Origin of the sequence: Stenotrophomonas sp. LGBM10, from assembly GCF_046736075.1 — a bacterium.
Taxonomy (GTDB): domain Bacteria; phylum Pseudomonadota; class Gammaproteobacteria; order Xanthomonadales; family Xanthomonadaceae; genus Stenotrophomonas.
Genome location: NZ_CP177163.1, coordinates 763,589 through 784,543, shown reverse-complemented (window position 1 = coordinate 784,543; position 20,955 = coordinate 763,589). Strand labels below are relative to the sequence as shown.

Annotated in this window: 25 protein-coding genes and 2 tRNA genes; 11 read left to right on the top strand and 16 right to left on the bottom strand. The window is 65.1% G+C overall.

Features of this window, described 5'->3' with window-relative positions:
- Nucleotides 1-95: 95 nt before the first annotated feature.
- Together ACLB90_RS03270 and ACLB90_RS03265 are read left to right on the top strand one after the other, a co-directional pair.
- Nucleotides 96-638: a DUF3011 domain-containing protein gene (locus ACLB90_RS03270; protein ID WP_411851605.1), complete on the top strand. Its 543-nt coding sequence runs from the start codon at nucleotides 96-98 to the stop codon at nucleotides 636-638.
- A 176-nt stretch (nucleotides 639-814) separates the two neighbouring features.
- A complete protein-coding gene (locus ACLB90_RS03265; protein WP_411851604.1) occupies nucleotides 815-1,018 on the top strand; it encodes a hypothetical protein in 204 nt (67 codons plus the stop codon).
- A gap of 38 nt (nucleotides 1,019-1,056) precedes the next feature.
- Here ACLB90_RS03265 and dxs read toward each other — a convergent pair whose 3' ends face one another.
- From dxs to ACLB90_RS03240, 5 genes are all read right to left on the bottom strand, one after another.
- The gene (gene dxs, locus ACLB90_RS03260) at nucleotides 1,057-2,967 is read right to left on the bottom strand and encodes a 1-deoxy-D-xylulose-5-phosphate synthase (RefSeq protein ID WP_411851603.1); all 1,911 of its coding nucleotides are present in this window, start codon (nucleotides 2,965-2,967) and stop codon (nucleotides 1,057-1,059) included.
- Between the two features lie 113 nt (nucleotides 2,968-3,080).
- Nucleotides 3,081-3,740, bottom strand: a complete 660-nt coding sequence (locus ACLB90_RS03255; RefSeq protein ID WP_411851602.1) for an HNH endonuclease — start codon at nucleotides 3,738-3,740, stop codon at nucleotides 3,081-3,083.
- Nucleotides 3,741-3,840: 100 nt separating this feature from the next.
- Nucleotides 3,841-5,628, bottom strand: coding sequence for an acyl-CoA dehydrogenase C-terminal domain-containing protein (locus ACLB90_RS03250; protein WP_411851601.1), 1,788 nt, complete (start codon nucleotides 5,626-5,628; stop codon nucleotides 3,841-3,843).
- Between the two features lie 45 nt (nucleotides 5,629-5,673).
- Nucleotides 5,674-6,162 carry an LEA type 2 family protein gene (locus tag ACLB90_RS03245; RefSeq protein WP_411851600.1) on the bottom strand — a complete coding sequence of 163 codons (489 nt, stop codon included), beginning with the start codon at nucleotides 6,160-6,162 and terminating at the stop codon, nucleotides 5,674-5,676.
- Nucleotides 6,163-6,298: 136 nt separating this feature from the next.
- Complete coding sequence (locus ACLB90_RS03240) at nucleotides 6,299-6,838, bottom strand: lipocalin family protein (protein ID WP_411851599.1); 540 nt, start codon at nucleotides 6,836-6,838, stop codon at nucleotides 6,299-6,301.
- A gap of 232 nt (nucleotides 6,839-7,070) precedes the next feature.
- On the opposite strand from ACLB90_RS03240, the gene ACLB90_RS03235 reads away from it, so the two are divergent.
- A complete protein-coding gene (locus tag ACLB90_RS03235; RefSeq protein WP_017355244.1) occupies nucleotides 7,071-7,244 on the top strand; it encodes a DUF1328 family protein in 174 nt (57 codons plus the stop codon).
- A gap of 139 nt (nucleotides 7,245-7,383) precedes the next feature.
- Here ACLB90_RS03235 and ACLB90_RS03230 read toward each other — a convergent pair whose 3' ends face one another.
- From ACLB90_RS03230 to ACLB90_RS03220, 3 genes are all read right to left on the bottom strand, one after another.
- Nucleotides 7,384-8,520, bottom strand: coding sequence for a tyrosine-type recombinase/integrase (locus tag ACLB90_RS03230; RefSeq protein ID WP_411851598.1), 1,137 nt, complete (start codon nucleotides 8,518-8,520; stop codon nucleotides 7,384-7,386).
- A 180-nt stretch (nucleotides 8,521-8,700) separates the two neighbouring features.
- Nucleotides 8,701-9,003, bottom strand: coding sequence for a hypothetical protein (locus tag ACLB90_RS03225; protein WP_411851597.1), 303 nt, complete (start codon nucleotides 9,001-9,003; stop codon nucleotides 8,701-8,703).
- On the bottom strand, nucleotides 9,000-9,197 hold the full coding sequence (locus tag ACLB90_RS03220; RefSeq protein WP_411851596.1) for a hypothetical protein: 198 nt from the start codon (nucleotides 9,195-9,197) through the stop codon (nucleotides 9,000-9,002). The genes ACLB90_RS03225 and ACLB90_RS03220 overlap by 4 nt, the downstream gene beginning before the upstream one ends.
- A gap of 774 nt (nucleotides 9,198-9,971) precedes the next feature.
- Here ACLB90_RS03220 and ACLB90_RS03215 point away from each other — a divergent pair.
- The gene (locus ACLB90_RS03215; protein WP_411851595.1) at nucleotides 9,972-10,388 is read left to right on the top strand and encodes a helix-turn-helix transcriptional regulator; all 417 of its coding nucleotides are present in this window, start codon (nucleotides 9,972-9,974) and stop codon (nucleotides 10,386-10,388) included.
- Complete coding sequence (locus ACLB90_RS03210) at nucleotides 10,381-10,758, top strand: hypothetical protein (RefSeq protein ID WP_411851594.1); 378 nt, start codon at nucleotides 10,381-10,383, stop codon at nucleotides 10,756-10,758. Before ACLB90_RS03215 ends, ACLB90_RS03210 begins: the two co-directional genes overlap by 8 nt.
- 30 nt (nucleotides 10,759-10,788) lie before the next feature.
- Here ACLB90_RS03210 and ACLB90_RS03205 read toward each other — a convergent pair whose 3' ends face one another.
- Complete coding sequence (locus tag ACLB90_RS03205) at nucleotides 10,789-11,493, bottom strand: helix-turn-helix transcriptional regulator (protein WP_411851593.1); 705 nt, start codon at nucleotides 11,491-11,493, stop codon at nucleotides 10,789-10,791.
- A gap of 85 nt (nucleotides 11,494-11,578) precedes the next feature.
- Here ACLB90_RS03205 and ACLB90_RS03200 point away from each other — a divergent pair, with 85 nt between their 5' ends.
- Nucleotides 11,579-11,917: a hypothetical protein gene (locus ACLB90_RS03200; protein WP_411851592.1), complete on the top strand. Its 339-nt coding sequence runs from the start codon at nucleotides 11,579-11,581 to the stop codon at nucleotides 11,915-11,917.
- On the opposite strand, the gene ACLB90_RS03195 is transcribed toward ACLB90_RS03200, so the two are convergent.
- Entirely contained in the window at nucleotides 11,902-12,231 is a 330-nt protein-coding gene (locus ACLB90_RS03195; protein ID WP_411851591.1) for a hypothetical protein, read from the bottom strand. The two genes, ACLB90_RS03200 and ACLB90_RS03195, sit on opposite strands and share 16 nt — an antisense overlap.
- An 11-nt stretch (nucleotides 12,232-12,242) precedes the next feature.
- Here ACLB90_RS03195 and ACLB90_RS03190 point away from each other — a divergent pair, with 11 nt between their 5' ends.
- A complete protein-coding gene (locus ACLB90_RS03190; RefSeq protein WP_411851590.1) occupies nucleotides 12,243-12,581 on the top strand; it encodes a hypothetical protein in 339 nt (112 codons plus the stop codon).
- 4 nt (nucleotides 12,582-12,585) lie between these two features.
- Here the strand turns inward: ACLB90_RS03190 and ACLB90_RS03185 are convergent, their stop codons facing one another.
- The 4 genes from ACLB90_RS03185 to ACLB90_RS03170 all read right to left on the bottom strand — a co-directional run bounded on the left by ACLB90_RS03185 (nucleotide 12,586) and on the right by ACLB90_RS03170 (nucleotide 16,871).
- Nucleotides 12,586-12,783, bottom strand: coding sequence for an SOS response-associated peptidase family protein (locus ACLB90_RS03185; RefSeq protein WP_411851589.1), 198 nt, complete (start codon nucleotides 12,781-12,783; stop codon nucleotides 12,586-12,588).
- 299 nt (nucleotides 12,784-13,082) lie between these two features.
- Entirely contained in the window at nucleotides 13,083-14,123 is a 1,041-nt protein-coding gene (locus tag ACLB90_RS03180) for a ParA family protein (RefSeq protein WP_411851588.1), read from the bottom strand.
- A 1,392-nt stretch (nucleotides 14,124-15,515) separates the two neighbouring features.
- Nucleotides 15,516-15,591 (bottom strand) — tRNA-Phe (locus ACLB90_RS03175).
- A gap of 83 nt (nucleotides 15,592-15,674) precedes the next feature.
- On the bottom strand, nucleotides 15,675-16,871 hold the full coding sequence (locus ACLB90_RS03170; RefSeq protein ID WP_411851587.1) for a YbfB/YjiJ family MFS transporter: 1,197 nt from the start codon (nucleotides 16,869-16,871) through the stop codon (nucleotides 15,675-15,677).
- Nucleotides 16,872-16,955: 84 nt separating this feature from the next.
- Here ACLB90_RS03170 and ACLB90_RS03165 point away from each other — a divergent pair, with 84 nt between their 5' ends.
- On the top strand, nucleotides 16,956-17,780 hold the full coding sequence (locus ACLB90_RS03165) for an AraC family transcriptional regulator (RefSeq protein WP_411851586.1): 825 nt from the start codon (nucleotides 16,956-16,958) through the stop codon (nucleotides 17,778-17,780).
- Between the two features lie 13 nt (nucleotides 17,781-17,793).
- Here the strand turns inward: ACLB90_RS03165 and ACLB90_RS03160 are convergent, their stop codons facing one another.
- A complete protein-coding gene (locus tag ACLB90_RS03160) occupies nucleotides 17,794-18,195 on the bottom strand; it encodes a hypothetical protein (RefSeq protein ID WP_411851585.1) in 402 nt (133 codons plus the stop codon).
- A gap of 181 nt (nucleotides 18,196-18,376) precedes the next feature.
- On the opposite strand from ACLB90_RS03160, the gene ACLB90_RS03155 reads away from it, so the two are divergent.
- The 3 genes from ACLB90_RS03155 to ACLB90_RS03145 all read left to right on the top strand — a co-directional run bounded on the left by ACLB90_RS03155 (nucleotide 18,377) and on the right by ACLB90_RS03145 (nucleotide 20,627).
- Complete coding sequence (locus ACLB90_RS03155; RefSeq protein ID WP_411851584.1) at nucleotides 18,377-19,399, top strand: NADP-dependent oxidoreductase; 1,023 nt, start codon at nucleotides 18,377-18,379, stop codon at nucleotides 19,397-19,399.
- A 99-nt stretch (nucleotides 19,400-19,498) separates the two neighbouring features.
- Nucleotides 19,499-20,338: a hypothetical protein gene (locus ACLB90_RS03150; RefSeq protein WP_411851583.1), complete on the top strand. Its 840-nt coding sequence runs from the start codon at nucleotides 19,499-19,501 to the stop codon at nucleotides 20,336-20,338.
- Between the two features lie 121 nt (nucleotides 20,339-20,459).
- Nucleotides 20,460-20,627 (top strand): hypothetical protein, encoded by a 168-nt coding sequence (locus tag ACLB90_RS03145; protein ID WP_017355238.1) that lies wholly within the window; start codon nucleotides 20,460-20,462, stop codon nucleotides 20,625-20,627.
- Nucleotides 20,628-20,698: 71 nt separating this feature from the next.
- Here the strand turns inward: ACLB90_RS03145 and ACLB90_RS03140 are convergent.
- Nucleotides 20,699-20,774: transfer RNA gene (locus ACLB90_RS03140), tRNA-Ala, on the bottom strand.
- Nucleotides 20,775-20,955 lie beyond the last annotated feature (181 nt).

Genomic DNA, 20,955 nt, shown 5'->3' with positions numbered 1-20,955 from the left:
CGGCGACTTCCGGCCTATGTCGCATGCGGACGCTTTGCCACATCCTGTGCGCCACCACCACACACGGTTTCGAGGCAGGCATGAGGAGCAACGGGATGACGCAGGGAAAGCACCGATGGTTGTGGGCATTGCTGCCCTCGATGCTGGTACTGGGCGCCACCGCGCACGCACAACAGTACGAGCGCTACGACGACGGCTACAACAGTGGCCCGGTGCGCTGTGAGTCGAACAAGAACCGCACGCAGCAGTGTCCGCTGGACGGACGCGCGCGACTGGTGCGGCAGATCTCCGGTTCGCCGTGCATCGAAGGCGAGACCTGGGGCCAGGCGCGCAATGGCGTGTGGGTGACCCGCGGGTGCCGTGCGGAGTTCATCGCCGAGCGTGGGCGTCCCTCGCACGGCGGTGGGAACTGGAACGGCGGTGGCGGTGGCTGGAACAACGGCGGCGGCCGTGGCGAGATCATCAGCTGCGACTCCAGGGACCGCCGGGATCGCCGCTGCAACGTCACCATCCGCCGCGATGTGCGGCTGGTGCGCCAGACCTCCGGTACGGCGTGCATCGAGGGGCAGACGTGGGGCTGGGACCGCAACGGCGTCTGGGTGACCGGTGGCTGCCGCGGCCAGTTCCTGGTCAATTGACCGCCCGCCGGGGCACGGGCCTCGGATTCAGAAAAATCTGATACAGATCACAGTTTCAATGGACTACTGTGCGCGTCGGGGGTCGAACACGGCCCCGAACGCTCCAGAGCGCCCGCGCGGCCTGATGCCGCGGGCGCCCTCTGGCCCGATATGCCGCCTCAAGGAGAGAGCAACGCATGTTGATCCGCCTGCAACTGGACGAGCGCCTGTGGCGCGTGGTCCATCCGGACAAGCCCGACGGGCTGCGTTTCCGCAACAGCGCCATCGCCTTTGATTTCGCCGCCGCGCTGGCGCGCCTGCACCATGCCGATACCGGCCAGCGCAGCGCGGTGCGGGTGGAAGCCAGCGGCGCCTGCGTCGAGGCGATCAGCTACGGCTGAGCGCGGTGCCGGGCAGGGCCCGGCACACGCGGTGAGGCTCAGCCCGCCGCGCTGAGCGGCTGGCCGAGGCTGGCCAGGGTCGGCCAGCGCTTGAGCACGGCGGCGCGGATGCCGGCGGTATCGATACCCGCCTCGGCGAGCAGATCCTCGCGGCTGGCGTGGTGCTGGAAGCTGTCGGGCAGGCCCAGATGCAGGAACGGGCGCAGCACATCTTCCGCATTGAGCAGTTCGGCCACGCCGGAGCCGGCACCGCCGGCCACCACGTTGTCTTCCAGGGTGACGAAGCCCTCGTGGCACTGCGCCAGCTCCAGCAGCAGCGCACGGTCCAACGGCTTGATGAACCGCATGTTGACCACGGTCAGGCCCAGTTCGCGGCCCACCGCCTCGGCGGCCGGCAGGGTGCTGCCGAAGGCAAGCAGGGCGACGCGGCTGCCGGGCACGCGCACTTCGGCCTTGCCGATCTCCAGCGTGGACAGGTCGGTGCCGGCGGCCACGCCGGTGCCGCTGCCGCGCGGGTAGCGTACTGCCGCGGGGCCGGGGTAACGCAGGCCGGTGGTCAGCATCTGCCGGCATTCGGCTTCGTCCGACGGCGCCATCACCACCATGTGCGGCACGCAGCGCAGGAAGCTCAGATCGAGGTTGCCGGCATGCGTGGCGCCATCCGGGCCAACCACGCCGGCGCGGTCGATCGCGAACAGCACGTCCAGCTCCTGTACCGCCACGTCGTGGACCAGCTGGTCGTACGCGCGCTGCAGGAACGTGGAGTAGATCGCCACGACGGGTTTGGCGCCCTGGGTAGCCATGCCGGCGGCGAGCGTCACCGCATGCTGCTCGGCAATGGCCACGTCGAAGTAGCGCTCCGGGTATTCCTTGCTGAAGCGCACCAGGCCGGAGCCTTCGCGCATCGCCGGGGTGATGCCGAGCAGGCGCGGTTCGGCGGCGGCGGCATCGCACAGCCAGTCACTGAAGACGTCGGTATAGGTCGGCTTCTTGGCCCCGCCCTTGGCGATCAGGCCCTTGTCCGGATCGAACGGACCCACGGCGTGATAGCCGATCTGGTCACCTTCGGCGCGTTCGTAGCCTTTGCCCTTGGTGGTCATCACGTGCAGCAGCTTCAGACCCTTGAGGCTCTTGAGCGTCTTCAGCGTGGCGACCAGCGCCGGAATGTCGTGGCCGTCGATCGGACCGGTGTAGTGGAAGCCCATCTCCTCGAAGAACGTGGACGGCACGAACATGCCCTTCCAGTGCTCTTCCCAGCGCTTGACGAAGCGCGCGGTGGGGTTGTGCTTCTTGTCGCCGAGAATTTTCTTGCCGCCCTCGCGCAGTGCGTTGAGCGTGCGGCTGCCGGTGGCGCGGCCGAGCATCTTGGTCAGCCCGCCGACGGCCTCGGAGATCGACATGTTGTTGTCGTTGAGGATCACCAGCAGGTTCGGTTCGGACTCCATGCCCCCGGCGTGGTTCAGCGCCTCATAGGCCATGCCGGCGGTCATCGCGCCGTCGCCGATCACCGCCACCACCTTGCGGTCGTCGCCTTCGCGCTGGCGGGCGATGGCCATGCCGAGCGCGGCCGAGATCGAGGTCGAGGAATGGCCGACGCCGAACGTGTCGAACTCGCTCTCTTCGCGCTTGGGGAACGGCGCAACGCCGTCCTTCTGCTTGACGGTGTGGATCTGGTCGCGGCGGCCGGTCAGGATCTTGTGCGGGTAGGTCTGATGGCCGACGTCCCACACCAGCTGGTCGACTGGCGTCTGGTACAGGTAGTGAAGCGCGACGGTCAGTTCGATCACGCCGAGGCCTGCGCCGAAATGGCCGCCGCTCTTGCCGACCGATTCGATCAGGTAAGCGCGCAACTCGTCGGCGATGGCGGGCAGTTCGGATTCTTCGAACCTGCGCAGGTCATCCGGTGACTGGATGCGCGCGAGGCGGGGATAGCGTGCGGAATCGATCATTTTTATCGCGCTTCTTCTCAAGCGCCTATTTTCGCCCCCAAACCGGGGTGGGGCAAGCAAACCCCCACGTCGGTGAGTAAATGGTGAGGGCGCCTGCGTCAGGCTGCCGCAGGTCAGGCCGCCAGTTTGGAGCGCTTGGGCAGCTGGGCGCGCAGAAACGCCATCTGGTCGGCCAGGATGTTGCGGTTGGACAGGATCATGTGTTCGATCCAGCTCGGCCGGTACGGCACCGCCAGCAGGGGCATGCCGGCCTGCTGTGGCGTGCGGTTGCTCTTGCGCGAATTGCAGTGGAAACAGGCGCTGACCACGTTCTCCCAGACGTCCAGCCCGCCTTTGGAGATCGGCATGACATGGTCGCGGGTCAGTTGCGGGCGATTGAACTGCTGCCCGCAGTACAGGCACAGGTGCGCATCGCGCGCGAACAGCGCCGGGTTGGACAGGTTCGGAGTGGGGTCCAGCGCGCGAGAGCGTGCATGGCCGCGCGCGGCGATGATCGGGTGCAGGTCCATGCCGCTGCGCAGCCCGGTATCGCGGCTGATGCCCCCGTGGATGTGCACACAGGGATCGCCGAGGGTCCAGGCGACGGCATCGCGGGCGTAGAGGCAGGCTGCATCCTGCCAGGTGATCCAGTCCAGGACCCGCCCGTGGGCATCCAGTGACAACAGGCGGACCGAGCCAGGCCGGTGCAGCGTGGCGATGGGCGATGGGTCGGCGACCGGGGCGGACGAGGCTCCGGTATCGATCAGACCCAAGCTAGTAGTGTCTGTCTCCATCGGGAAAACAGCTTATACCCGAATCATTACCAATTGTGTATAGGAGCGGACCAGAGGTCCGCTCCCGGGGCAACCGACCGTGGGCCGGCGCCGGTCCGGTTCAGCCGAAATGGGCGTCGGACATCGCCATCAGCGGCTCGGCACCGGCCTGGATGGCGGCGGCGTGGCTGAGCGTGCGCGGCAGCACGCGGGCGAAATAGAAGCGCGCGGTCTCGCGCTTGGCCTGCTTGAACGCCTCGCTCTGTGCGGAGGCATCGGCGGCGGCCACGCTGCGCGCCCACCAGTAGGCCAGCACCACGTAGCCGGCGTAGAACAGGTAGTCGAAACTGGCCGCGCCCAGCTCGTCGGGGTTGGCGGCCGCGCGCTGCAGGGTGGCCACGGTCAGTTTGCCCCACTCGTCGGCCTTGGCGCGCAGCGGGGCGATGAACTCGGCCAGCGCCGGGTTGCCCTCATTGGCCTTGGCGAACGCCTCGATCTCGGCCAGCATCAGCTTCAGGCCCGCGCCCTGGCTGGACGCGGTCTTGCGCCCGATCAGGTCCAGCGCCTGGATGCCCGTGGTGCCTTCATAGAGCGTGGTGATGCGCGCGTCGCGGGCGAGCTGCTCCATGCCGTGCTCGCGGATGTAGCCGTGGCCGCCGAAGCACTGGAGCGCGTTGTAGGTGTTCTCGATGCCCCATTCGGTCTGGCAGGCCTTCGAGATCGGGGTCAGGAAGCTCACCAGCGTGTCGGCACGCTCGCGCTCGGCGGCATCGTCGGCGTGGTGGGCGATGTCCACCAGGGTGGCCGCATGCAGCGCGAGCAGGCGGCTGCCTTCCACCAGCGACTTCACCGTGAGCAGCATGCGGCGCACATCCGGATGCACCAGGATCGGATCGGCCGGCTTGTCGGGGAACTTCGCGCCACTCAGCGCGCGCGACTGCAGCCGCTCACGCGCGTAGGCCAGGGCGTTCTGGTACGCGCGCTCGGACAGACCGATGCCCTGCAGGCCCACGCCCAGGCGTGCGGTGTTCATCATGGTGAACATCGCCTGCAGGCCCTTGTGCGGCTGGCCGACGAGATAACCTTCGGCGCCGTCGAAGTTCATCACGCAGGTGACCGAGCCCTTGATGCCCATCTTGTGTTCGATCGAGCCGCAGCGCAGCGCATTGCGCTCGCCGACGTTGCCGTCGCGGTCGACCTTGAACTTCGGGGTGACGAACAGCGAGATGCCCTTGGCGCCGGCAGGGGCGTCGGGCAGCTTGGCCAGCACCAGGTGCACGATGTTGTCGGTGAGATCATGCTCGCCGGCGGTGATGAAGATCTTGGTGCCGGTGATGGCGAAGCTGCCATCGGCGTTGGGTTCGGCCTTGGTCTTGAGCAGGCCCAGGTCGGTGCCGCAGTGCGGTTCGGTCAGGCACATGGTGCCGGTCCAGCGGCCTTCGATCAGGGGCTTCAGGAAGGCGTCCTGCTGCCACGCTTCGCCGTGCTGCTTCAGCGCTTCGATGGCGCCATGCGACAGCAGCGGGAAGTTGCCCCACGCCAGGTTCGCGGCATTGATCATTTCGTTGAGCGGCACGCCCAGCGTGTGCGGCAGGCCCTGGCCGCCCAGTTCCGGCGCGGCGGTGAGGCCGGTCCAGCCGCCCTCGACGAACTGGGCGTAGGCCTGCTTGAAGCCGGGCGGGGTGGTCACGTCGCCGGTGGCCTGGTCGAGCACGCAGCCGATCTCGTCGCCCACGCTGTTCAGCGGTGCCAGCACGGTGGTGCTGAAGCGACCGGCTTCTTCCAGTACGGCGTCGACCACGTCGGCGGTGGCGTCGGCAAAGCCCAGGCGGGCGAACAGCGGCTCCACCTGGAGCACGTCGTGCAGGGCGAAACGGATATCGGAAAGCGGGGCGGTGTAGCTGCTCATCGGTAGGTCTCGATCAGGTGCAAGGGAAGGCGGACGGGCCGCCGGTCAGCGCAGCACGCCGGGCAGGCCGGGGGCCTGGTTGAGGGTGCTGCGCTGGTCGATGTCGAAACTGCGCTGCTTCTTTTCCTGCGGCGTGGCGCTGACGGTGCCCGTGAGCGTGTAGGCCAGGGTGCGGTTGCCCGCCAGGGCATCGGCCACTACCAGGCGGGCGCCGGAGGAAGGCTGCAGCCGCAGGGTGACCACGTCGGCCGATTCGCCGCCAATCGACAGCGCGGGGGCGGTCTGCAGGGTGCCGGCGGCTTCGTCGTCCACTTTCAGGGACAGGGCGACGTTGTCGAAGGTCATGGGCATCGAGCTGAAGTTCTGCAGCCGCAGGGCCACATCCCAGCCGCCATCGGCGCGTACGGTCAGTTGCTGCACGCTCGCCGCAGGCGGCGACACGCGTTTGACCACGCCGGTGTTGCAGGCGGCCAGGGCAAGCGTGGTGCCGGCCACCAGGGCGATCATCGCGGCGGTACGGAAGCGGTGGAACATGGGCGCAATCCTCGTGCAGGGTGCTGCGTGGGTGAAAGCATACTACGGCGTATGGTGATTGTGCGGCCGCGCGGCCGCCCCCCCGTAAGGGTAGGCGGAGACGGTGTCGTTCAGGTAGCAGCGCTGACGCAGGCGGTCAGTCCAGTGGTGCCATCACCCGCAGGGGGCCCAGCTCGTAGCCCATCGCTTCGGCTTTGGCCTTGAGGCTGGCGAACTGGGCCTTGTCCATGCTCGGCGAGCGCGACAGGATCCACAGGTACTTGCGGTCGGGATCACCGACGACGGCCCATTGGTAATCCGGGTCCAGTGCGATCACCCAGTAGTCGGCCCATACCAGCGGTACCCAGGCCAGCCAGTCCGGCACGAAGCGCACCTGCAGCTGGCCGGGCTCGCCCTCGACCGGGCGCGCCACGCCTTCGGCCGCGATATGTCCGCCATCGTCGGTGCGGCAGGCGTTGTGCACGCTGATGCGGCCGTCGGCGCGCAGCGCGTAGGTGGCGGTGATGTCGCCCACGCATTTCTTCTGGAACGACACCGGCAGGTGCGCGATCTCGTGCCACTGGCCGGCGTAGCGCCCCATGTCCAGTGCCGGCACCGAGCGCACCGGGGTGGCGGCGCTGGCGAGAGAGGCCGACAACAACAGGCCGAGGGCAGGCAGGGCAGGGCGCAGACGCATGGGAGGACTCCTCGCTGGACGCCCGAGCTTAGGAGCCGGCGACGGCGCAGGTGTAAAGGTTTCGTCATCCCGATGCGCTGCGGTGCTGCCGAACGCAGCGGTGTCGACAGCAGCGTGCGATGCCGGCGGACGCGCGCTGTTTTCACGCGTGGGCTGCGATGCGTTCACGACGAGGGGACGGCGCGATGACTAGCTTGACGGCTCCAACATCGTCCCGACAGGGGAAAACAGCATGATCAAGTGGGCCATCATTTTTCTGGTCATCGGTCTTATCGCCGGTGCCCTCGGTTTTGCCGGCATCGGCGGGGCCGCCATCGGCATCGCCAAGTTCCTGTTCTGGGCCGGCATCATCATCGCCGTGGTGCTGTTCCTGCTCGGCATGACGGTCGCCAAGAAGGTGAGCTAGCGCAAAAAAAAAAGACCTGCATTTCTGCAGGTCTTTTTAAATAGTGGTGGCCGAGGACGGAATCGAACCGCCGGCACGGGGATTCAATCCCATGCACCACTAGAACAACTCCTTCAGATCAAGCACTTAAGTAGTGATGCTAACAGCGCGCTGTAGCGCTAAGTGTTTGATCGGTAGCGCGGTCTATGCCGACCGTCCGTGCAACTTGTTCGATCCGCTCCGCGTGTCCGGCGAGGTGCTCAGGCGACAGGTGGGCGTACCGCAGGACGGACTGGTAGGACCGCCACCCGCCCAGCTCCATGAGGCTCCGCAGGCTGGTGCCCGCCATCACATGCCAGCTGGCCCAGGTGTGGCGCAGGTCGTGCCATGCCAACGGCTCGACCCTCGCCCTCCTCTGCGCGGCGTACCAGCCGGTGTTGCTTGCCCGGACGTACGGCGCGCTGTCCTTCTCAGATCCACTCGGGAACACCCACGGGTTCCCCGCCACCCTCTTCGCGCGCTGCTGCACCAGGATGTCCATCGCGTTTCTGTTGAGTGGTGCGCCTATGGCCTTCTTCGCTTTGGCCTGCCTCCCCTTGATCCACGCCACCCGCCGCTCCAGATCCACCTGCTCCCATCTCAGGCGCAACACGTTCTGCTCACGCCAGCCGGTGGCCAGAGCAAACAAGAACGGTGGCCGCAGGTGGTCCGCCAGCTCGTCGTGTAGCCGCACCGCCTCATTCTGCGTCAGCCACCGGTAGTCGTCAGCGCCGTCGGCCTCCTTGATGCGGATGGTGGGCACTGAGTCCGACCAGCCGCGGCGCTGCGCGTCGCGCAGAATCGAGCGAATCAGCGCCATCATCTTGTCCACCGTGGACTGGGAAGTCAGCTCGTCGGTGAACGTGCTCCCGTCCTTCCGCCGCCGTTTGTTCTTCGGCTCCGCCTTCCGCTGGCTGGAGACGAGCGCCAGCACATCGGCGTTGATCTCGTCCAGATGAAGGTGACCCAGGTAGGGGGACAGCCACTTGAGGTTGTGCTGATCCTTCTTGATGCTTCGTTTGGTCTTATGGTCTTCGAACCATGCCACGACCGCCTCGGTCCAGAGGCGGCGGGGTTTCTCGCCAAGACGCGCTACGCGGTACTGCTCCGCGTGGATTTTCGACGCCCACTCGGTAGCGAGGTCACGGTCGACAGTCCCAGAGCTTCTAAATACTTCGCGTCCGTTGGGCGTGGTGAAGCGGATCCAGAGGATGCCTTTTTTGCCGCGCGGTTCAAGTCGGTAGGGATGGCGGACCATTCGGGTTGCTTCGTTTCCGTGAGATATGCGTCGAGTGCGGCGCGGAGGAAGCGCCAGTTTCCGCCGACCTTGCGGCCGGGTGGGCCTTTACGCTTGCGCATCCAGTTGCGCAGGGTGACGGGGTGGTACTGCAGTTAGGCGGCGGCGGTTTCCAGGTCCATCACGTCCGGCCATAGCTTTTCAGCCGCTCCCACGATTCACCCCCTTGACCGAACCGGCCTTGTCCGCATCGCTCTTGACCTTGCCCGGAAGGCCATTGGCCTTCCGCCGCTCGGCCTCAAGGCGATCCTGATCCTTCGCCTTTTTGCGCAGATGGGAGTTGGCCGACCGGATGATGTGCTTGTGGTCGTTCGGATAGATCCGGACTTCGCTCGGGCACTTGTTGGCAGAGTCCATGTACGCAAGCAATTCGCCGACGCGGCGCAGCACGTGCTCGAATCGATCGTCAAGCTTCGGGTGAGTAGCGAGATCGATAGCGATCATGCGGCCGCCTCGCTGCTGGTGGCTTGGCGGAGCTCGGCCGCCGCGCGGTGCAGCTCAGTGGCGGTGTCTTCGGCTTCGGCGGCGGTGAGGTAGACACGGCCAGCGTCGCCGACGTGCATGGCGACCTTGCCGGTTACGGGTTGAGTTTGGCCCTGGACGGGTCCGGTAGAGGTGCTGAGGGCCAGGTTGGCCATGCTGATCTCCGTGCCCCGGCCCGGATGGGCGGTTCGTGGAGCGACGGAAGCAAATTAGCCTAAGGCTATTCGACGGTCAGCAGCCAGTGGCTAATCTTTGTTCTTGTTGCTGAACGAATCCGGATTTGTTCATTTACCCGTTGACTCCCCAACCCTTTTGGCGACCTGTACGTTGGGACCCTGACGCTATGGAATTGCAGCCTGTATACGTCGGATATTCCTTGGCTCACGTCAGCCAACTCCCCACCTATTGAATTCGCAGGGATAGGCCGAGTTTTCCATCGGAGTACGTAGGGCTTTTCCTACTTACATCTGATCCAGACGGCCGCAAACTCCGGATATGAACGAAAGGGGGGTAATGGATGTCCGGTAGTCAGGCTCAAAGGCACAATTTCCACGATCGTTTGGACAGGGGAAAAGGCGTCATAGCCAATTGGCTAGAGGAGGATGTAAGCATTGCCGCGCAGGGGAGGTTGGAATTTGCGATGGACCAGTTGTCGCAGTTGCCGCAGCAGGCCTGGACCCGACCCCATGCAAGCTCGATGGGGAATCACACATATGTGATACGCTTTAGAGAGGTCGGAGGTGGGCAGCTCCGCGTCTTTGGCCACTTTAGCGCTCACCATTCCGCTTTTGTCATGACCTTCAACGGATTCGAGAAAGACAATGCTTACCATCCCTCAGACTACGAGCAACGAACGGTTCGTTACAAAGACACCTGCGCGAAGGATCCCGAGAAGTTCTCCGTATCGTTTCGAGCTCAATGTATGCCGTGTGCGCAGGACCTTTGACGTCAAGTCTGTGGCGACTAGCCAGCAGGCCTCCGTCGAGCATGTGTTTCAGCGAAAGGCAAGTTGGGTGGAAAAGGAGCGGCGTGAGGGTTACATGGAGGCCTCGGTCGAGCAGGGTATTGCTTGGCAAATAAAGATCAACCGCGAACGCAGAGGTCTATCGCAGAGTGACCTGGCGAAAGTTCTAAACACCAAACAATCAGCCGTTTCCAGGCTGGAAGACACAGAGTACGGCGCGCACAGTCTCGAGACTCTCCTGTCTGTTGCAAAGGCCTTTGATTGTGCCCTTCAGGTCAGGCTCATCTCATATTCCCAACTGGCGATTCGCAGCGAGAAGCTCACTCCCGACGATCTATTCGCCGCACCGTTTAGTGCCGAAAAGGAACTCTTTCATGGCTAACTCCAAGAGGCCGCCGTCCCACGCAAACGCGCCGATCTTCTATGCAGATCAGCCGGCCGGCATGGCCTTCAGTCCACAAGTGACGCGGCTCACCTTCGGAATTGAGGACGATGACGAATCGTCGGATTTTCCTAGACCTGTTGTGTCGGTGGTGATGCCGACCGATGCGGTAATCACTATGGTGAGAGACATCATGGAAGTCCTCGAAAACGACAGGTTCAAGGACGACATGATCAAGAAGACTGCTCAAATGGCCCAGTCATTCGCGGATGGTCTTCAACGCGAAGTTAGCGAAACGATGGTTCCGGCCGTGGCACGCAAGCCGGCATCTCCGGCAAGCAAAAAGAGGCTTCCGAAGCCTTCCAAGTAAAAAACGGCCGCAGTTGATGCGGCCTTTTTTCTAGAAGCGGCGAAGCCCAGCGTGTATCAGCGCTTTACCCAAGATACTCACATCGCCATCGTCCGACCTGTACGCAGGGAAGTCCGGATTGTTGCTCACCACGTACATGCCGTCGCCGCGCTTCTGCAGCATCTTGATCTGCGTCTCGCCGCCAATGTTGATCAGGTAGTAGTCGTCGCCATCGAAGTAGTCGCAGGTGGTGTCGATCCAGATGATGTCGCCGTCCTCGAGCTTGGGGCGCATCGAGGGCCCGCGGCCGGTGATGATCTGGATCCGGCCAGGCTGTGGCAGGTAGCCGAGCTTGCGGCGCACCTCCCATTCGGCAACCTCGATTGTCTGTACCACCTCGGGGTAGTCCTGGTTGACCATCCCTGCACGCATGCCAGCACCCCCTTCGAACAAGTCGAAGCGAACATAGCCGGGGCGCGTCTCAGTCTCTAAGGCGGATGAGATTGGCTCGCCATCTGTCTCGTGGTGGGTATCCATCCATCCCGCCGGCAGGCTGAGCGCTGCTTCGATCGCGTGCGCGGTAGCGCCCGACATGACTCGCGGCTTCCCGGTCGTCGCGTTTGGGCTGCGATTCACCCACTGGCTCACCTGGGCTGGATTTTTGATCCCCGCCGCGTCTGCGAAATGGCGTTGACCGCCATTCACAGCAATGAGCGCGAGCAAATTCTCGTGTCGGACATCGTCAATTGGGCGCATCTGCTCATTGAATAGCTGATGGCTATCTAATCCAACGAGCTTTTGGCTATTGTATCGAGAATAGCCGAGGGCTAATGTAGGCAGCATGGACCTACTCACCTACATCTATGACATGAATCGCCGCGCCGCGCTTGCCGGGGCGTGTGGCACAAGTCCCGAGTACCTGTGGCAGATCGCCACACGATGGCGGGGGAAGCGGCCTAGCCCCGAGCTCGCCGCATCGATCGAGCGCGAATCCGGACGCCTTGGACCGGAGCAGGTCCCCAAGGAGCCAATGATCTTTGGCCCGGTCGCACAGAGTCCGCGCGCTGTGATCAGCGCGCTCGTTGACAGCCGGATGAGCAAGCGCGCGCTGCGCGCTCCGCTGGGCTTGGCCACCGATGCCCATCTGGCGAAGGTGCTGCAGGTTCAGTGGAGCAGGTAGCTGCCTGGCCGGAAGACCAGAGCGTCCCGGCGCTGCCGCAGGTGTTGAAGATTCTCGGCGTCCAGCCCGAACAACCGGCGGCCGAGGCCGCCCAGAACGATCTCGACGCCGAGCGCGTCATTCAAGTGCAGGCGGCATGGTATGCGCGCGCTGTCTGACAAGTGGAACTCCCGGCTGTGGCTGAGGGAGTGGTTGAACCAGCCATCGAAGGCTGAATTGGTTGAGCGGCAGGTCGCCGAGGCTGCTACCACCTTGGCCGAGGCCAACGGCAGCAACTTCCATATCGGCTCCCAGGGGCTGTCCTTGATCAGCACGGAGGGTTGACGTGGCAGCAATCAGCGAGAGCGAGCAGTTCGGCACGAAGGTCGAGGCGATCGCGCCTCGCATCGGTATCGACTGGAGTCCGTACACGAACGACGGGCCGGTGACCTTCCACTTCGAGAAGATCCCCACCCAGTCCGACGGCACGGTCCTGGAGCGGACCTTTCTCGGAAGGCTACCGGCAAGGATCAGCGAGCTGCTGGCAGGGGACTACACCGTGAAGCACCCCGTCACCGGCGAGGAGACCGTGGAGCCCGGGTGGAAGCTCATGGCCATGATCAAGGCGGCGACCGACGCCGTGTTCGAGGCGAGCGCGCCGCCGAGGCTTCCGCCGCCTCTGTAGCCGCTCAAGCCACGGCCGCGAGCAGATCCGCGCGGTTGTTGCGGGGCGTGTTCACGGCACGGCTGACGCGGTAGGCCTCCATCGCGGGCGGCTCGCTGGCCAGCAGCATCGCCATTGCCGCGTCGGCGTCGGCCGCGATCCACTCTTCAGCTTGGCCGGGGTCCAGCCACGCCGGCATACGGTCGTGCATGTCCGCCGACACGCCGCTGCTGTCACCGGAGATGACGGTGAAGGTGCCGAGGTGTCGGCGGGTTGGTGTCTTCCCAGAGGCAGGCGGCCGAGAGCGGGGCGCCCGCTTTCTCTTCAACCAACGGGCCCGGAAGAGCTATTACGCTACGGACACATCTGGTGCAGTACGCCGGGCTGGCTCCAAGCAGAATCGACTAGGAGCCAACTCTGCCTGGGACAGTGGGCCGCACACGGGAGCGCCGCGACTTTCGTTTCTCCATCCTTCTCACGGCGAGCCGAGCAATTGAGGAAGCCAGTGACAGTCTTCGCGGGTTACAGGACGTGGGTCAGGTACTCCAGTTCCTTCTTGTACTTGGTCTGGGACTGGTTGACTTGGAGCCGATTGCCGCCGATTGTGTGGAATTGATTCACCTTCAACTTCGGGATCGGAATTCCCTCGGCACCGCTGATACGCCCGGCGGACATAAAGTCGTCTGTGATCACAAACGCATCTGCTGGGTCCAATTCATCGAAGAGGCTGTCATATTTTTCAGCCGTCGCATATGCGCGCTCGACGTACATCTGAGATGCGCGGTCCTTGACCCCTTTCTTCGGACTCCGTGCGCCAACCATAGTCATCACGATGGCGGCAACACGAGGCGTTGTCATTCCGCCTGCACGCTCAGCCCAGACGTTGTAGTCGCTGTTGGGGTCCGCCAGCATCCGAAGTGTGATGTCCAACGAGTCAATCGAATGCTCATCCACACGAACTGGGATGATCAATGCGTCGGCAGCACACCACGCTAGGTGAGTGCCGCCTGCATAGAATGGGCTGCAGTCCATCAGTATCTTATCGCAGCTCTTTGATTTCGCCTCGGCGTCAAGAACGTCGCGCAAGCTCAGCAAAATGTTACGTACGGCCTTCTTGTTGTTGGCGGCCATTGCCTGCTGCAACTGCTGATAGAGAGCGGACGGGAATGCGAAAAGATCGCCATCGCCTGGCACAAAGAAACTTGATTTGCCCAGTTTGAAGTGATCGTTGTATGCGCTAATGCGATACGAGATGTCGTCCGGTACGTCGCCGAAGGCGGGGCCGAGAACTTTCGGCCGCAGCGCATCGCCGATAGAAACTTCCGCCTTCTGCCCACGCATGATCGCTTCGGTCAGATTCCGCTGAGGACAGAGGTCCGCTACGAGGGTCGGACTCGTTCGGCTGAACATCCACGCCAAGTTGAACGATAGCGTCGATTTACCGATGCCCCCTCGCAGGTTGGTTACCGCGTAGGACCGGTACTTGAAGTTGACCGATGCGACAAATCCTTCTTCCAAGGACTGCTCGTGGTTGGAAATGATGCGTTCAAGCCCGGTGGTCATGAGTCTACCTTCGCTGGATGAGGTTGCAGGCTAATTGCAAAAATGCAGGCCGTCAACGTAGGTGCAGGTTAATGCCATTTAAGCAGGACAAGATCCGATTTGCAGGAGGACTGCTGTTCCCGGAACTGCTGGAGGACGGGCTAAGCCCGAGGCGTTCAAGCAGCGGTAGGCACTCAGCGCGATTTAGGCAGGTTGGCGATTTCGTCAGATCGCCGATGCAGCGCTTAACAATTCGTTCGTCGAACGATTCAGGCAGGTTGCCGCCACTTTCGCAGGATCTGCGACTCTCGGCCGTATCCTTCCGGGCATGCTTCCTCACGACTTCGAATGGGCGATGTCCCTCCCAAACCCAAACTGCACGCCGGACGTGATCCGGCACCGGGCGCAATGGGTTGTCAGGCTGCACCAGAGGGTGGACAACGGGGCATGGTTCGCAGAGCTGGACGTGCAGTGGGAACGCCGGCATAAGAGGCCCTGCCAGAGCTACAACAGCGGAATCATAGTCGCCGAGCTATGGGTTGCGCGCCACCAAGACCGGTTGCGGGCCGAGGTTCTCGCCAAGTACGCCAGACACAAGTTCCCGATCCAACAACTAGGGACGACCGAAGCGCCACCTCCCGGGGCGTAGACGAAGGGGGCGCCAGCTCGCGATAGTGGCGTCTGGCCCTGGACCTGCCCCATACCCCATGAGCACCCTTAACGTCTTGGTACGCCCCGACAGACTTCTGGTTGCCGTGGATACGTTCGCGGAGGACGCGCTTACGGGGGAGCAGTCGAAAGGTGCAAAGCTCTTGCTCATCCCCCAGCGCAACCTCGTGCTGGCCTGCCGGGCTCCGCCCAGTACTTCTTGAGGATCTACGAGCTGTGCCTGCAGGCCAGCTTTCGGGCGGACTTCAAAATGGAGCAACTCATGGCCGAGCTGGGGCTGGTGATCGACAATGTGTAGCCAGCGTACGTGGAGGCCGCAGATAGGGCAGGGATCCCGCAAAGCGACCTGCACACAGAGATAGTCCTGGGTGGCTGGTCTCCGCAGAACGGCCGGATGATGGCTACGGCTTACGCCAAGGACGCTGGCGGCGCAGCAGCGGTGTGGTGCAGGTGCTTGCTGGCGGACTCGCCTCACCAGGAGAGCCTCTGCGGGGGGAGACCGGATAGCTTCGACGCCGTGGCAGTAGCGGAACCCGGCCGACTCCAAGCCGCGTACCTCAACGATAGGGCCAGGCGCACGGTGGCCGGTGGTCGCTTGCTCGTGGCCAAGCTCTCGGATTGCCTCGCTACGGTCGAGGACGCGGGTCCGCTTTAGCTGCGTGCCCCTTGCCCCCAATGATCCGTGCAAATTCCGTGCAACCGGCAAAAGAAAAGGGCTCGCATTTCTGCGAGCCCTTTGAATAATGGTGGCCGAGGACGGAATCGAACCGCCGACACGGGGATTTTCAATCCCCTGCTCTACCAACTGAGCTACTCGGCCACTTCATCGCTGCGTTGCCGCTGGCGAGGACGCGAATAATACGGAGGTCTGAGAGGTTCGGCAAGCCTTTCATCAAAAAAATTTCACATTTGTTGCTGAGGGTCCTGCACGGCCTCGCGCATGCAGGCCAGCAGCACGATGCCGATCACCATCATGATCGCGGCCAGCAGCAGCGACGCGCGGTAGGAACCGCTGTCGCGGGCGAGCATGCCGGCCAGGGCGGGCGCGATGATCTGCGCCACGCCGTAGCTGAGCGTCAACATCGCCATCGCCGCGGCGGGATTCCGCGGATACTGGCGACCCATCACGGTGAGCGTGAGGCTGACGATGCCGGCGAAGGTGATGCCGAACAGCAGCGCGCTGCCCATGCCCGCGCCAAGGCCGTCGTCCAGCAGTGGCAGTACGAACGACAGCGCCTGCAGGGCGAACGCCGCCAACAGCGCGCGGATCATGCCGACGCTCGCGGCCAGCCGGTCCCACAGGAACGTGGACGGTACCGCCGCCAGCCCGACCAGTGTCCACACCGCGCTGCCGTGCCCACGGTAGGCGGCGGTCTGTTCGAGAATGGCGACGATGAACGTTGCCCCGACCGCGAAGCCGAAACCGGCACAGAAGTACGCGGCCACCAGCAGCATGCGCCAGCGCCGCGACGGGGGCGGGGGGGCGTTGGCGACGTCTGCCGCCGATGGCGCGGTGGGCGCCGGCATCCAGCGCCATGCCGGCACCAGAAAGACCACGCCGAGCAGCCCCAGCCAGCGCCATTGCCCGCTGGAGCCGGCATGCCCGGCCAGGAGCGCGGTAGCGAGGCCGGATACGGCGATACCCAGTCCGAGCCCGGCAAAGTGCAGGCCAAGCTGCGGGCGGCGGCGTTGCCCCAGCAGCCAGTTCAACACCAGGCCGGAGGCCAGCAGCAGCCCGGCGGTGCTGGACATGCCCGCGATGAAGCGCAGGCTGCTCCACAGCCAGGGCTGGGTGGTGCAGCCCATCAGCGCGGTGGCGGTTACCGCCAGCAGCAGTCCGGTCCGGTAGAGGCGGAACCGGTGCTGCGGGTCGCCGACGCGGGCCACCAGCAGCGTGCCGAGCAGATACCCCAGGTAGTTGAACGTCGCCAGCCAGCCGCCCTGCGCGGCGCTCAAGCCGGCGTCGGCCCGCATCAGTGGCAATAGGGGCGTGTAGGCGAAGCGGGCCAGGCCGACGGTCAGCACCAGCGCACAGATGCCGGCAGCGATGACCTGCCACGGCTGCAGTGACGGCGGGCGGATTGAAGAGGCCAGAGGCATGGTGGATGGACTCGGGGACGGGGGCAACGCCATCCTCGGCGACATCGCGCCGGCTGTCTTTCGATAGAATGACGCATCATGTCGATGAAGCGACACTCCCTGCCGGCCCGCTCCACGCCCTGGCGCGACGTGCCGGTGCCACCGCTGCGTCGTTTGCCGTGGCCGGTGGTGGCGCGCAGCCAGCAACTGGCCGCAGGCGAGCGCTTCCCGCCGCATGCGCACGGCTGGAACCAGCTCGTGTTTGCGACCGAAGGCGTACTGCAGGTCACCGCCGCGCATGCGCGCCACGTGATCACGCCGCAGCAGGCGCTGTGGGTACCGACGTCGACCGTGCATCACACCGGCGCCTTGAGTGCGGCCGCGTTCCGCAATCTGTATGTCGCCGATGGCGCCGCGCCGGGCATGCCCGACCAGTGCGTGGTGCTGGATGTATCGGCGTTGCTGCGCGCATTGATCGTCGAGCTGGGGCGTACCCGCGCCGAGGACGATCCGGTCTGCTATGGCGCGTTGTCCCAGGTGATCTGCCTGCAGCTGCCCCGCCAGACGCGCCACGTCCTGCACCTGCCGTGGCCGCAGGACGCGCGGCTGCAACGGTGGTGCCAGCGGTTGTACGACCAGCCCGGTGATGCGCGCGACCTGCCGGCCTGGGCGCTGCAGATGGGCACCTCCGCCCGTACCCTGGCGCGTCACTTCGAGCGCGAGACCGGTATGAGCGTCCGCGCGTGGCGAACGCGCCTGCGCCTGCTGCGCGCGATGGAGGGGCTGGTGCAGGGGCGCTCGCCGACCACCATCGCGCACGAACTCGGCTACGCGTCGGCATCGGCGTTCAACTACATGTTCCGGATCGAAACCGGCATGACGCCACTGCAATGGCGCCGGGCGCGGCAGGGCACGGACGCGCCGGGCTAGCGACGCGCGTCGCTCAGGGCCGCACCGGACAGGCGAGGTGGACCAGCCGGTCGTCCTCGAAGCGCGCGCGGATCTCGCCGCCGCCGACCTTGTCGGCCGTCCACGAGGCGGTGTTGCCGGCGCCCGGCAAGGGGTTGCCCAGTTCGAAATACACGCGCCCGCGGCTGTCGCCGGCGTGCACGCGCCCGCAGTGCGACATCGGCGACGCCATCTGGCCGCAATCGCCCTGCAGCAGGCACAGCCGGGTGTAGCACTGCCGCGCACCGGAAGACCAGTGGCCCTGCGCCAGCAGGCAGCCCGGCTCGGTGGTCAGCACGGCCCAGCACGCCAGCCCGAACACGGTGGTGGCCGACATCAGCGCGAGCAGCAGGTAACGGCGCAGGTGGCGACGGAGGGAGGCGGGGAAACGGCGCATGGCGCGATGATGCGCCACTGGAATGCTGTAGCGCCACCGGAAGGGCCGATGCCCGCCGCACAAGGCGCGCCACGGATTTCCGGCGCAGCACCGGTGGAACGCTGTTTTACCCCACCCCCCGTGCACGGCGGCAGCGCTTACTGTCGGGGTTCCGTTTGCATCCGTGTGGAGATGTGTGCCGATGAATGACCTCACCAACGCCCGCATCGTGCTGGCGTCGCGTCCCCGCGGCGAACCGGTGGCAGCGAACTTCCGCCTGGAGCACGTGCCGGTGCCGGCACCAGCCGCCGGCCAGGTGCTGCTGCGCAACCGCTTCCTGTCGCTGGACCCCTACATGCGCGGTCGCATGGAAGAAGGGCCGTCCTATGCGCCACCGGTCGCGCTGGATGCGGTGATGGAAGGGCGCACCGTGTCCGATGTGCTCGCCTCCAACCACCCCGGCGTTGCGGTGGGCGACCGGGTGCTCGCGCCCGGCAACTGGCAGACCCACGCGGTCATTGACGGTGATCGTGTGACCCGCACGCTGCACGACAACGGCCTGCCGCCCAGTACCGCGCTCGGCGTGCTTGGCATGCCGGGGTTCACCGCCTATGCCGGGCTGCGCGAGATCGGCAGGGTACAGGCAGGCGAGACCCTGGTGGTGGCCGCAGCCAGTGGCCCGGTGGGTGCCACGGTCGGGCAGATCGCCAAGCTGCAGGGCGCACGCGCGGTGGGCATCGCCGGCGGCGAGGAGAAGCGTCGCTACCTGGAGACGCTGGGCTTCGATGTGGCGCTTGACCACCGCGCGGTGGACTTTGCCGAGCAGTTGCGGCAGGCGGTGCCCAACGGTATCGACGTGTATTTCGAGAACGTCGGCGGGCATGTGTTCGAGGCCGTGGTGCCGCTGCTCAACGACTTCGCGCGGATTCCCGTCTGCGGCACCATCGCCACCTACAACGCACGCGATGCGGTGCTGCCCGGGCCGGACCGCCTGCCGGGCTTCATGAGCCGCGTGCTGCGCCAGCGCCTGGCCGTGCGCGGTTTCATCCAGTCCGATTTCAACGCACTGTTCCCGCAGTTCCTCACCGACATGACCGACTGGGTGAAGACCGGCCGCGTGCAGTACCGCGAGGACATCGTCGAGGGGCTGGCCAACGCGCCGGCGGCCTTCTTCGGTCTGCTCAAGGGGCGCAATTTCGGCAAGCTGGTGATCGCGCTGGAGTGACGTCCGGATCTGGTGCCGGGGGGGCGCGCCCGCAGTGCTATGCCGGGCGCGATGACCATGCGAAAATCCCGTGAATCACTACAAGGAGCGGGGGGAAGCATGGGATTTCTGATTTTCATCGTGGCGCTGGGTCTGGGTGCGGCGGCGTGGTACCTGATCGCCGCGAAAGTACTGGCAGGCAAGTCCAGTCTGGTCCGCCACGGCGCGGGCCTGGTGGCTGCGCTGGCGGCGTTCCTGGCGGCCTTGATCGTGATGGCCATCGCGGGCCTGATCAAACCCGCGGCACCGGTCGAGCTGACCCCGGCGCAGGCCGAGCAGGCCGCAGCGCGTGAGGCCGAACGGGCGCAGCAGGTCACGGCGCGTGACGCCGAACGGGCGCAGCAGGATGCCGAGCGTGACGCACGCAAGGCCGGCCGCGCGTTCGAGGCGTCCAAGGACAAGACGTTGAAGGAGATCGCTGAGACCGGTCCGGCCAAGGCGCGCACGTTCGCCGAAAGCTATGCGGCCATGAATGGCGTGGACGAGGCCTCGCGCGAGGCGTTCTACCTCTGCCTGGGCGACTACATCGGCAGCAAGGACGGCGAGCTCAAGGCGGCCGATACGCTGGGCTGGTGCCTGAACGATTTCAAGCATGACCCGGCCAAGTTCGTGGCCGAGAAGTCGCGCTACGACTACTTCAAGGTGCGCAGCCAGTTCAGCGCGTGGGACGGATCCAGCTACAAGGTGGATGCGTTCATCAAATCCACGATGGAAAATCCGGATTCCTACAAGCACGTGAGCACGCGTCATCGCGTCCGGGTCGATCCCACCGAGACCTTCGTGCTGGTGGACACCACGTTCCGCGGCACCAACGCCTTCGGCGGCGTGGTGACCAACGAGGTGCGACTGAAGGTGGATCCTGCCACCGGCGACGTGCTGGACGTGCTTCACGCGCAGTAAGCCGGCGTGCGGCAACCGGCGTCGAACCGGTTGCCGCGCCTGCGGTGACATGCGCGTCACGGCCGAACCGCCACGCTGGTGCCATCGGGCCCTGCCGGGCCTGCCACCGTGAGCATCGACCATGAGCAGCACGCAGCAACCGCGAAAGGATGACCAGCAGGGCATCCAGGAAAGCCAGCAGGATCGCAAGCAGGACGAAACCGCCAAGCAGCGGCCGGGCCAGCACGATCAACAGGTGCACGACGCCAATACGCGGCGCCCGACGCGGCAGGACCAGGCGCCGGAGTAATCCGCCGCCGGTACCGCGCAGGACACAAAAAAACCCCGGGAACCGTGTTCCCGGGGTTTCTTGTTGAATAGTGGTGGAGCCAGGGAGGATCGAACTCCCGACCTCGTCATTGCGAACGACGCGCTCTCCCAGCTGAGCTATGGCCCCACGGATGCTGCGATCCACATGGTACCGGCCGAGCCGGTGAACCACGCGACGGGGCTAGTGTAGCGCTGCCACGTCAGGGCTGCAAAGGGGGCCTTGCGTGGCGGGAAGGGCGTCTCCGGCCAAGGTCTGTCCTTCCGGACCGGGCGCGCGCCGGGCATAATCCGCGCCACGCATCCTGGCA